This window comes from Sphingobacterium sp. LZ7M1 (genome assembly GCF_024296865.1).
Lineage (GTDB): Bacteria > Bacteroidota > Bacteroidia > Sphingobacteriales > Sphingobacteriaceae > Sphingobacterium.
This window is the reverse complement of record NZ_CP101134.1, coordinates 3,084,001-3,096,173: the sequence shown is the minus strand read 5'-3', so window position 1 is coordinate 3,096,173 and position 12,173 is coordinate 3,084,001. Positions and strand designations below refer to the sequence as shown.

Sequence of the window (12,173 nt, the reverse complement as noted above, 5' to 3'; positions counted from 1 at the left end):
ATATGGGAATAAAAGAGGGTATAACTGCAAAAAAGGTGATCAAGATATTTATTATTTGCATTATTGTTGGCTTCTTTCTGTTTGTACTTGCTATAATTCAGACCGTTAAGACCAAGTCTACCAACATCAGTAAAAAAGCACCATATAAGGAGGTTTTGGGCAAGGAATTGGTTACTAATAGACCAGTGCGATTGTTTATGGAGCAAACCCCTACAAAAAAGGATTATCCTTATGCGATGTCTGATACCAATCAATCTTCTTGGAAGTCCTATACAGCTATGTTGCAAGCCGAAGAACCTGTCATCAAACTGAGCGATTCGGTTGAGGCCAATGCCAAGTTAGTTTTTGATAAAGCTGTCATGTATACCAATGGGGTTTCTGGTTCATCTTATCCCAGACTGTTTGGGACCTTGACGAGTTCAGATGGAAAAACCTATAAGGTTGAATTTCGATGGGGGGAATATGATTACAATTATCCCTGGAAAGTCAGTCAAAAAGGCTATTTGTTTGAATTGGCTCCTTGGCAAAATGAAAAAGATACAGCCCACTATTATTTGCCAAATGCAGAATGGTGGTAGGTTAGGAGATTTAAGACATAAGACACAAGAGCTTTAGTAATCTAATGCCTTTTATCCAAAAGGCTGATTAGATGAATTAAAGAGAATCGAACAGAATCTTGCTATTATTCAGAGTTGGAAGTGAGAAAATAGAAGGTTTACACTTCTTAGGTCTTATGCCTATGGTCTTATTTCTCTAATAAATGTTTAATCTTAGGGAATATCAGTTTAAACCAGAAGGTATAGTCTTGAGGGTTTTCCTTGAGGTCATTTTCGATTTTAGCAACACTGCTATATTTTAGAGCTTGAACTTCATCTGGATTTGGGTTTGGGATATCCTCATTGAAATTACCGATGAAGATATGGTCAAATTCATTTTCCCAAAGGCCATTTTCTAGGTGTTCTTCATAGCTCAGCTGGAAAACCTCTTTGATGTCTATGTGGATTCCCAGTTCTTCAAAAGTTCGTCTCTTGGCAGCTTCTATTGTTGTCTCATTAGGTCGAGGATGTCCGCAGCAGCTGTTGGTCCATAGTCCGGGGCTGTGGTATTTTGAATCCGCACGTTGTTGTAATATCAGATTACCTTGATCGTCCAAAAGGAATACAGAGAAAGCACGGTGTTTTCGGTTTTGAAGGTGAGCCTCTTGTTTTTCCATTTGGCCAATTTCATTGTCCTGTTGATCTACCAATATCACAAATTCTTCTACAGTCATAGTCTAGATTTAGGGTATTCTCCTAAAATAAGGAATTATGGCTATTTAACCTAAAAATCCTGAGGAAGATCTGCGATAAACTGATCTATGACTGATTCAGCTGTTGCCCAGGAGGTCACTATCCGTACCACGGCCTTATCACCATCTAACTTCTGCCAAACATAGAATTCATATTTTTTATGGAGTTCTTTTATGGCGGAATATGGAAGGATAGGGAAGATTTGGTTGCTAACGGGTTTGCTAGAGAACTCAAAGCCTCTGGATTGGAATGCATCAGCTATTTTAGCGGCCATTCGGTTGGCATGTTTTCCTAGGTCAAAAAACAGGTTATCTTCAAACAGTGCGTAGAATTGTGCCCCTAAGATTCGACCTTTAGCCATTAGAGCTCCTTTTTGCTTGATATAGTAATCGAAACCATGAGCGAGTTCTTTGTTTTTGAATACAATGGCTTCACCTAATAATCCGGCATTTTTTGTTGCCCCGATGTAGAATACATCTGCAAGAATTGCTAAATCTTCGATGTTCAGGTCAGCATAGGCTGAAGTCAGTGCAGTAGCCAGCCTAGCACCGTCTACAAATAATATCAATCCATTTGATTTACAGAATGAGGAGATTTCTTCCAATTCTGCTTTGCTGTAGATGCTTCCGATTTCTGTGCACTGCGAAATATAGACCATAGCAGGTTTGACCATATGGTTGTCGGTATGGTAATCTAGGGCAGCTTGTATTCCCTGAATGGAAATTTTACCATCTTTGTTGGGGATACAATTGATTTTGTGTCCTGTATTTTCAATGGCACCCGTTTCATGGACCTCAATATGTCCGGTATCGGCAGCAATCACGGATTCGTATGGTTTAAGGAGATGGCTAATGACCAGCATGTTTGCTTGGGTACCTCCAGAAACAAAATAGATCTCAGCATCTGGATTGTTGATTCTTTTTTTGATGAAAGATTTTGCCTTTAGGCTGAGATTATCTTCCCCATAACCGGCTTCCTGATCAAGATTGGTTTGGGATAGAAGGTTTAATATATTGGGGTGAGCACCCTCACTATAATCGTTTTTGAAGCTTATTTTAGATTGCATGTGTAAATATAATCGTTTTCGCAATCGGATGGAATAAAATAGAAAAAGGATTGATCAAATTGACCAATCCCTTTGTGGTTGTATAATTATTCGTTTATTTTCCAAACATTCCAGCAAGGCTATCCAAGATGTTGCCTTTAGCACTATTGTCGTTTTTCTGGTCGAAAAACTGTCCAACTAAATCACCTAAACCACCAGCAATATTAGGTTGTGATGAGCTAGCAGTGCTAGAACCACCGCCTCCTAATACGCTTCCGATCAAATCACCGATTCCGCCTCCTGAAGCACCGGCATTTGACGTGCCACCTCCAAGGATGCTTCCTAAAAGGTCTCCAATCCCTCCGCCGCCAGTTCCAGCGTCAGCTTGTTTCTTTTTACCTAGATAACCCATTACCAAAGGAGCCAATAGCGCTAAAATGCCACCGATTTTCCCCATGCTAATTCCTGATTTTTCAGAAAGGGATTGTTTTACCGTATCGGTGTTGCGACCAAAGATGTGATTTACAATTTTATCTTCATCTTCTGTTGGTCCTTGATTAAATAATCCTGCTAGGTTATCGAATATCCCCCCAGAGTGGTTATCCAATGCTTTTTGTATGCCTTGAGCTTGTTCAGGCCCCTTTTGCGCATTGTAATTCAAGGCAGACATCATCAATGGGATAGCTGCAGAAACAACCCATTGGGTTTGGTTTTTATCAAGTCCTAATTTTTCTGATATTCCTTCAGTAGCTTGTGAACCAATGCTTCCTGAAATTAAGTCACTAATGTTCATATTGTAGATTGTTATTGTTTATAAATGTTATTTTTATAACTCAAATATATTGCCAATTTTACTAGTATGAAAAAAATATGTTCAAACATCTTTGCACTTACGGTTCTTTTGTTCTATGGTTGCAATAACCCATCGAAAAATGAAGAAGGAGTGCAAGTCGAAGACGTGAAATTATCCCTTGAATTAGCACAGCAAATTTATGCCATGCCGACCCATTGTATTGAGGTGGAGTATCCCAATAAGTTAGGCCAAGTCTTGGGGTCAGGAGCTGATCTTAAATCGCCCAAATCCCTTCGGCCTGTCTTTTATGGATGTTTTGACTGGCATTCCTCTGTACATGGTTATTGGTCAGTAATAAAATTGCTGAAGGCTTTTCCTGAACTAGATAAAGAAGGGAATATGAGGAAAGTGTTGAATAGCCATATTACGCCTGAGAATGTGCAAACTGAAATTGCTTTTTTCAATGACAAGAACAATTTAGGGTTTGAAAGGACTTATGGTTGGGCTTGGCTGTTCAAGTTGCAAGAAGAACTGGCAAATTGGGAAGATGAGGATGGGCAGCGCTGGAAAGTGGCTTTACAGCCATTAGTGGATCTTTTGGTCAAGCGATATATCGAATATCTCCCAAAATTGGTATACCCAATTAGGGCGGGACAACATGATAATTCGGCCTTTAGTTTATCGCTTTCTTTGGATTATGCCAATTCCGTAGGGGATGAGGCCTTTAAGAAATCCATTCAAGAAAACTCATTGCGTTTGTTCCAAAACGATAAGATTTGTGATCTGGCCTATGAACCGAGTGGATATGATTTTCTTTCCCCATGTTTAGAAGAAGCTTATTTGATGAGTAAATTGATGGAAAAGAATGAGTATTTAACGTGGTTGAAAGGATTTATGCCAGGATTGTTTGACCCTTCCTTTGAATTGAAACCCGCAATAGTTAAGGATAGGACGGACGGTAAATTGGTTCATTTGGATGGTTTGAATTATAGTCGAGCCGCATGTCTTTCCGGCATCAGTAAAATCGATGGAAGTTTGCAGCATTTAAAAGGCAATGCTATTGAACATTTTAACTTCTCCATAGTTAACTTAAGTGCTGAAGACGACTATATGGGAAGCCATTGGCTAGGAACGTTCGCACTGTACGCGATAGGGAGGTTTTAGGGATAGTATTGAGATGTGAGATATGAGTATTGAGATATTAATCGTACTAACTTATTTTTATAGTATTGAGATGTGAGATATGAGTATTGGGATATCAACCGTACTTACTCATTTTTATAGTATTGAGATTTGAGTACAAAGGTATTAACCTTTATATCTCAAATCTCAAATCTCAAATCTCAAATCTCCTAACTTAACATAAAGGAATTAATTTATTTTCAGATAGTTTCACTGGGACACTTTGGATCTGGGTAAAGCCGTCTTCCGTACTGATTATGGCTGACAGATCGATTCCGCGATTGGATAGTGCGGAAATCAATGCAGTCCTAAAAGCTGTTTTGTTTGCACCCCAATTGGATTTTACCAAATCATTGTTCAATACAACTAATTCGTTGGTGGAATAGTGGTGGAATTTCTCCACTAGGTGCTGGTGTAAGGGTTTTGTTGTGTTCGACATACAATTAATGTTTAAAGGGTTTAACCATAATTGCATTCAGAGGCGTCTTAAAAGACTTTGCAATATTCGTTTATTTTGGCTTGTCGCCCGTATCGATTTACCACCGCGGTGTCTCTCACTCGGTTGGTATTGCATCTGCAATTCTGAATACTCTACAAACTTAGTAGATTATATTTTAATATGCAAGTGTCAATTAAAATTTTCTATAATTCTTTTCTCAGGCGGGCAACAGGGATATTCATGGCCTCGCGATATTTTGCAACTGTCCTACGGGCAATGGAATAGCCTTTTTCTTTTAAAATCTCTGTTAGTTTCTCATCTGCCAGAGGTTTTCTCTTATCCTCATTGGCGATGCATTCTTCCAAGATTTTCTTGACTTCCTTGTTGGAAACCTCTTCACCGGACTCAGTCTGAATGGCTTCAGAGAAGAAAGATTTTAAAAGGAAAGTGCCAAATTCGGTTTGGACATACTTGGAATTCGCTACACGGGAAACCGTTGAAATGTCCATTTCGATCTTGTCGGCAATATCCTTCAAGATCATAGGTTTCAGCATTCTGTCATCACCAGTTAGGAAATAGTCATATTGATATTCCATAATGGCATTCATGGTTTTCAACAAAGTCTGCTGTCTTTGTTTGATGGCGTCGATAAACCATTTTGCAGAGTCCAGTTTCTGTTTAACAAACTGAACGGCCTCACGCATTTTCTTGTCGTTCTTTTCGGCTTTTTCGTAATGTTCAAACATTTCCTGGTAGGAGCGGGACACACGAAGCTCTGGTGCGTTCCTGCCATTTAAGGTCAGGTGCAGGACACCGTCGTTGTTGGAGATATGGAAATCTGGGATAATCTGCAATTGCTTACCAGCAACAGCTCCTGAATCGCCTGGTTTTGGATTCAGTTTTAAGATTTCGTTTACAATTTCTTTAAGCTCTTCGGAGTTTACTCCCAATTGCTTTTCGATTTTGTCGTAATGTTTTTTGGTGAATTCATCCAAGTAGTTCTCTACAACCAATTGGGCCTGTTGAATTATTGGATTATTTTGATCTTTCTTACGAAGTTGTATGCTCAAGCATTCCTGAAGATTTCTGGCGCCAATTCCCGCTGGGTCAAAGGTTTGAACAATTTTCAGCATCTCTTCAACCTCATCTTCTTCAACGATGACATTTTGGGAAAAGGCTAGGTCGTCGATCAGAGAAAGGATAGGTCGGCGCAGATAACCATCATCATCCAAGGAACCGATGATTTGTTGGCCTAGTACATAATCTTTATCAGAAAGGGCAAGTAAGTCAAGCTGATTTTGAAGATTTTCAAAGAAGGAATCTTGGACTGCGATAGGGATTTCTTTTTTACCATCCTCATCATCATGGTCATAACCTCCACCGTAATCTTTATAGTCGTCTTCCTGGATATATTCATCTACGCTGAATTCGTCATCATAGCTATTGTCTTCCATGTTGAAGTCGTCATCCGGATCTTTGTCTGGGTATTCTTCGACAGGGTCGTTCATGTTGGTCAAACTACCATCTTCCAAGGCTGGATTCTCTTCAAGTTCTTCTTTGATACGGGCATCTAATGATACAGTAGGTACCTGAAGCAATTTTATGAATTGAATTTGTTGCGGTGAAAGTTTCTGTAATAATTTTTGTTGTAGTGTTTGCTTTAACATGTCCCCGATAAATAAGTCAGGTAAAAATAGGGAATAATATTCAATAAGATAAAATTGTTGTAAACAAAAGAGAATTTAGGAACAGTTTTTGCTATTATAAGTCTCGGAAAAACAGCCTAGTTAAAAACCAAAAATTTCATTTGTTAAATTTCGTTAATTTTCATTTCAAGGTTCATTTTTGGGCGAATTGATATGATTTTTTCCAAAGTTTTGTTCATATTTACCGTATGTTTAGACGAGTCCGGAACAAATTTTTGCGTATCGCACTGATTGTTATTTACTTTATTATCTTATTTACTTGCGCGGTACAAATTAACTTCCTAGGCTTGTTCGGATCATCGCCTACTAAGAAAGAAATATTGTTGCCTGAACTGAATGTTTCTTCCGAACTTTTTACCGCCGACTCTGTTTTAATCGGTCGCTATTACAAGCAAGATCGTGATCCTGTCCCTTATGATAGTATTTCTCCAAATATCGTTAATGCCCTAATTGCTACTGAAGATGTTCGTTTTAGAAAGCATCATGGGGTGGATTTTATTGGGTTGTTTGGCGGAGTGTTTTCAACTTTAAGTGGAAGTGATCGTGGAGCAAGTACTATTACCCAGCAACTTGCAAAGAATTTATATAGAACTCGCTACAAGGATGCTCAAGGACTGTTAGGGAAGATCCCGGGAGTTGGTCTGTTGGTCACAAAGTACAAGGAATGGATGACTGCCTTCAAATTGGAGAGCAAATACAGCAAAGAAGAAATCTTGACGATGTACCTGAATACCGTTTCGTTTAGCAATAATGCCTACGGTATTAAGTCGGCATCTGTAAGGTATTTTGATAAGCTGCCAAGTGAAGTTACCGTCAATGAAGCTGCTGTTTTGGTCGGTATGTTGAAGGGTACTACCTATTATAATCCAATCAGAAATCCTAAGAACGCTCTGCAACGTAGAAACGTCGTTCTAAACCAAATGGAAAAAGAAGGTTATCTGAAAAAGGATGAAGTAGCAACCCTGAGTAAAGATTCCTTGGGCTTGAACCTGAATAATCAGGAAGTTCGCAATTCCAACGATTCCTACCTTCGTACGGCAGTCGAAAAATGGTTGGAAGAATGGGGTGAAGAAAACGAAATAGATATCTATACCAGTGGTCTGAAAATATATACAACTATTGATTCCAGGATGCAGAAAATTGCTGAAACGGTTGTTTCAACCAAGATGAAGGAATTGCAACAGCGTCTGGACAATGTTTGGGGAAATGATCTGCCATGGAGAGATAAAGAAGGTAATGTGATCCCTAATTTTTTGGAAGACCATGCGAAAAAACTTCCGGCTTATGCATCATTGATGAAAAAATACAATGATGAAGCCAAGGTTTTTGAGGAGTTGAACAAGAAAAAATCCATGGAGGTCTTTACCTGGGATGGAATGGAGAAAGTGGATTATTCGACCATGGATTCGCTGAAACATTACCTGACCATGTTGAATACAGGAATGATGGTCATGGACCCATACAATGGAAATATTAAAGTTTGGGTTGGTGGTATCAATCACAACTATTACAAATTTGACCATGTAAACCAAGCGAAAAGACAGGCTGGATCTACCTTTAAGCCTTTTGCTTATGCAGCAGCCTTGGAGTCTGGTATGGCACCATGTGATAAATTCACCGATAAACCAGTAAAAATTGAATTCATTAACAATAAAGGGGAGCATGAGATCTGGGAGCCAAAAAATGCGGATTGGTCATTTTCTCACAGTGACTTGTCGCTAAGACATGCCATGGCTCGTTCATTAAATACGGTTACTGCACAGATAACAGAGAAAGTAGGTTGGGATAAGGTTGTGGAGATGGCTCATAAATGTGGTATTGATAGTAAATTGGAGTCGGTTCCGTCAGTTGGATTGGGCTCGAATGATGTTTCCGTTTTTGAAATGGTCAGGGGTTATAGCACCTTCATGAATGAAGGAAAGCGTACGGAGCCGGTATTGGTTTCAAGGATTGAAGATAAGGATGGAAAGGTATTGGCTGAATTCAAAACCACTACGAAGGAGGCAATTACTGCTGAAAATGCTTGGTTAATGGGCTATATGCTTAGGGGTACCATCGAAGAGTCGGGGGGCACATCCCAAGCTTTATGGGAATGGGATCTTTTTCAGGATGAGAATCAAATCGGTGGTAAAACAGGTACTTCTTCAGATTATGTTGACGGTTGGTACATGGGGGTAACGAAAGATTTGGTTGCTGGAGTGTGGGTAGGTTGTGATGAACAAAGCATACATTTTAAGAGTTCTGCAACTGGAGAAGGGTCTAAGACTGCATTACCGATATATGCCCTGTTTATGGAAGAGCTTTATAAACATCCTGAATTAGGGGTGACCTTTGGGAAATTTCCGGAATCAACAGTTGAAATTACCAAGAAATACAACTGTCCAGGACCTAGAGTGCGTGTTCGTCAGGATAGTAGCAGTACAGAGGGCTTGAATCCTGATGCTGAGATTCCTAATATTGTTCTACCTGATTTACTTAATCAAAATAACACGGAAGAGCAACAGGAGGAGACGAATTAATCGACTGAAGTGAATTGATTTTATTATTTTTATTGACTAATAATCAGTTATGAAATTTAACCATATGCTATTTGCGAGAATTTTATGCATTAATCTTGTTTTGGCAGTATGTATGGCCTTGATGCCAGGACAAGCTAGTGCCCAATATTTCGGGCAGAATAAGATGAGGTATAAGAAGCTTGATTTCAAAGTTTATGATACCCCACATTTCAATATTTATTATTATTTGCAAAATGATTCCATGATGAATTGGCTTGCAAAGGAATCTGAGGTGTGGTATGAATTGCATCAACAGGTCTTTCAAGATACCTTTTCGAGAAAAAACCCAATTATCCTATATAATAACCATCCTGAATTCCAGCAAACAACCGCCATATCGGGAGAGATCAGTGTAGGTACGGGTGGTGTTACGGAAGCTTTTAAACAGCGTGTCGTGATGCCGATCATGCAGATCAACCAACAGACTAGGCATGTATTGGGGCACGAATTGGTCCATGCATTCCAGTATAGGGTGTTGATCGAAGGTGGGGATTCAACGCGATTGGAGAATATTGCAAACCTGCCGTTGTGGATGGTAGAAGGGATGGCTGAGTACTTTTCCATTGGAAAGAAAGATGCTTTTACATCCATGTGGATGCGTGATTCGTATGCTAGAAATGACCTGCCTAGCTTGAGGCAGATGACAGAACAGTCAAGCAAGTATTTCCCTTATCGGTATGGCCAGGCTTTCTGGTCGTATTTAGGGTCCACTTATGGAGATACCGTAATTATGCCTCTATTTATTGAGACTGCAAAATACGGATATGAGAACGCAATAAAACGTGTTTTTGGCTATGATGCGCAGACCATGTCTACCTTGTGGAAGAACAGTATGGAGAACTCCTATAGAAATATAGGTAAGGATACGACTTCTAATCCGATTGGTAAGTTATTGCTATCTACCAAGAATGCAGGAAGGATGAATGTGTCTCCTGCAATTTCTCCTGATGGTAAATATGTGGTTTTCCTGTCAGAGATGGATATGTTCAGTATCGACCTGTTCCTGGCCGATGCCGAAACGGGTAATATTGTAAGGAAGCTGGGTAGCCGACTCACCAATAAGGATATCGATGAATTTAGTTTTATAGAATCTGCCGGTACATTTTCTCCAGATAGCAAGAAGTTTGCTTTCTCTGTCTTCAGTGAGGGCAAGAATAAGTTGATGATCGTGGATATTGGTACGGGTAGGACTTTGACGGTGCAGGCAATGGGTGACATTACAGAGTTTACCAATATTACTTGGGCGCCAAATGGAAGTTTGGTGGCTTTCTCCGGTTTGAAGAATGGAAGAAGCGATATCTATACCTATGATCTGGAGTCAAAAGATCTAAAGCAGTTAACTGACGATAAATATTCAGATTTCCAACCTAGTTTTTCAAGGGATGGAAAGTATATCGTATTCAGTACGGACAGGATGTCCTTGGAATCTTCAAGCAGAAGCGTTGATATTCCAATGGGCTTGGCTGTTGTCGATGTCAATACGAAAGAAATAAAAAATATCCCTGTTTTTCCAGGGGCAAATAATCTAAACCCTCATTTTTCATCTTCAGGAAAAGAGATCTATTTCTTGTCAAATAGTGATGGGTTTAGAAATATGTACCGTATCGTGATAGACGGTGGTCATGTGGAGAGAATGACTGATTTCTTTACGGGGATCAGTGGAATTACGGAATACTCACCGGCAATGAGCGTTTCTGCCAATGATGACATCATCTATTCTTATTTCAAGAATAATTCCTTCTCGATTTATAAAGCGAAAAGTTCTGAGTTTGAAACCAAATCCGTTGATCCGGGTGTCGTGAACCTTGAGGCAGCCATGTTGCCACCAGTTCAGAGTAGAGGGGTTGATGTGGTGAATACCAACCTTTATAACTTCAATGCTTATGGAAGGATCTCAAATTCGCAAATTCAGAACATCCCATATAAACCAAAATTCAAATTGGATTACTTGGCGAATAGTGGAGTCGGGATGTCCGTGGGTTCTAGGTACGGAGCAGGAATAAACTCTGGTATCCAAGGGATGTTTTCAGATATCTTAGGTTACAACCAGATTTTTGCAGCCTTGAACATCAATGGTGAAATCTATGATTTTGGTGGACAGGTAGCTTATATCAATCAGAGAAGCCGTTGGAATTGGGGTGGATCTTTATCGCATATTCCATACCGCTTTGGCTTCTATAATTTTGATCAAAGGGATTTAGGTAATGGCGTAGAGCCGGTGATCGATCAGTATTTGGTGAGGTCTTTCCAGAGCCAGGCTGATGCGTTCGTGGCCTATCCATTTAACAGGCACCATCGTTTTGAAACTGGTGGAGCCATTTCTTATAACTCCTACCGTGTTGACCGTTTTACCCAAAGCTATTATAACTACTATGGCAACCGCGAGCGTGTCCCTAATGATGAGGCCGCAAAAGCTTTAGGTGTGTCTAATCTGGATCCTTTTAACCTCATGCAGGTAAACGCAGGTTTTGTCGGTGATAACGCCGTTTTCGGTATTGCAGCTCCTTTGCAGGGCTTCAGATATAGGCTAGGAGCGGAGCAGTATTTCGGTACCTATAGTTTTACTGCACTGAATGTCGATCTGAGAAAATACCAAAGGATCAAACCGGTAACAATCGCAGCAAGGGTGTATTCTTATATGCGTATGGGTACCGATGCCGACAGGCTTTACAATATATATATAGGTTATCCTTATATGGTCCGTGGATTTGAGTCCAATTCATTTGGTCCTAACAGTATGATTGGCTACAATGACCTGTCAGGTTCTAAGATGGTCGTTGGAAACTTTGAAGTGAGATTGCCATTTACAGGGCCTGAGAAACTGGCCGTAATTCCTTCGGGGTTGCTATTTTCAGACCTGAACTTCTTTATTGATGGCGGTTTGGCTTGGAGCAATAACAGTATCGTGAAATGGAAGAAGACAGATGATGATATCGTTAGTGAAAACATCAATGGACAGACCTATAGCAGTTATGACCCAAGGGTAACCATGCCAGTGTTCAGTGCTGGTATATCACTTCGTGTGAACCTGTTTGGGGCAATGATATTAGAGCCTTATTATGCTATTCAGTTGAATAATCCTACAAGGGAGAAATTTGGAACCTTTGGATTAAACTTTGCGCCGGGTTGGTAGTCTAACTACTTAGAAAAGAGCGAGAGCA

The 12,173-nt window shown here is 39.9% G+C and carries 9 protein-coding genes and 1 riboswitch; of the genes, 4 read left to right on the top strand and 5 right to left on the bottom strand.

From position 1 onward, the window contains the following. The first annotated feature begins 2 nt into the window (after positions 1-2). Entirely contained in the window at positions 3-578 is a 576-nt protein-coding gene (locus tag NMK93_RS13370; protein ID WP_254527818.1) for a hypothetical protein, read from the top strand. A gap of 167 nt (positions 579-745) precedes the next feature. Here the strand turns inward: NMK93_RS13370 and idi are convergent, their stop codons facing one another. The 3 genes from idi to NMK93_RS13355 form a co-directional block, all read right to left on the bottom strand. Then, positions 746-1,270, bottom strand: a complete 525-nt coding sequence (idi, locus tag NMK93_RS13365; RefSeq protein ID WP_254527816.1) for an isopentenyl-diphosphate Delta-isomerase — start codon at positions 1,268-1,270, stop codon at positions 746-748. Positions 1,271-1,320: 50 nt separating this feature from the next. Then, the gene (locus tag NMK93_RS13360; protein WP_254527814.1) at positions 1,321-2,355 is read right to left on the bottom strand and encodes a low specificity L-threonine aldolase; all 1,035 of its coding nucleotides are present in this window, start codon (positions 2,353-2,355) and stop codon (positions 1,321-1,323) included. Positions 2,356-2,449: 94 nt separating this feature from the next. Further along, positions 2,450-3,127, bottom strand: a complete 678-nt coding sequence (locus tag NMK93_RS13355) for a DUF937 domain-containing protein (RefSeq protein WP_254527812.1) — start codon at positions 3,125-3,127, stop codon at positions 2,450-2,452. Between the two features lie 66 nt (positions 3,128-3,193). On the opposite strand from NMK93_RS13355, the gene NMK93_RS13350 reads away from it, so the two are divergent. Next, positions 3,194-4,291 carry a DUF2891 domain-containing protein gene (locus NMK93_RS13350; RefSeq protein ID WP_254527811.1) on the top strand — a complete coding sequence of 366 codons (1,098 nt, stop codon included), beginning with the start codon at positions 3,194-3,196 and terminating at the stop codon, positions 4,289-4,291. 193 nt (positions 4,292-4,484) lie between these two features. On the opposite strand, the gene NMK93_RS13345 is transcribed toward NMK93_RS13350, so the two are convergent. Together NMK93_RS13345 and rpoN are read right to left on the bottom strand one after the other, a co-directional pair. Next, positions 4,485-4,748 (bottom strand): 5-oxoprolinase, encoded by a 264-nt coding sequence (locus NMK93_RS13345; protein WP_185218377.1) that lies wholly within the window; start codon positions 4,746-4,748, stop codon positions 4,485-4,487. A 61-nt stretch (positions 4,749-4,809) separates the two neighbouring features. After that, positions 4,810-4,904: riboswitch (SAM-I-IV-variant riboswitch) on the bottom strand. 47 nt (positions 4,905-4,951) lie between these two features. Beyond that, positions 4,952-6,415: an RNA polymerase factor sigma-54 gene (gene rpoN / locus NMK93_RS13340; protein WP_185213712.1), complete on the bottom strand. Its 1,464-nt coding sequence runs from the start codon at positions 6,413-6,415 to the stop codon at positions 4,952-4,954. A 227-nt stretch (positions 6,416-6,642) separates the two neighbouring features. Here rpoN and NMK93_RS13335 point away from each other — a divergent pair, with 227 nt between their 5' ends. Then, positions 6,643-8,973, top strand: coding sequence for a transglycosylase domain-containing protein (locus tag NMK93_RS13335; RefSeq protein ID WP_185218376.1), 2,331 nt, complete (start codon positions 6,643-6,645; stop codon positions 8,971-8,973). A gap of 49 nt (positions 8,974-9,022) precedes the next feature. After that, a complete protein-coding gene (locus NMK93_RS13330) occupies positions 9,023-12,145 on the top strand; it encodes a DPP IV N-terminal domain-containing protein (protein ID WP_254527810.1) in 3,123 nt (1,040 codons plus the stop codon). The last annotated feature ends 28 nt before the right edge of the window (positions 12,146-12,173 follow it).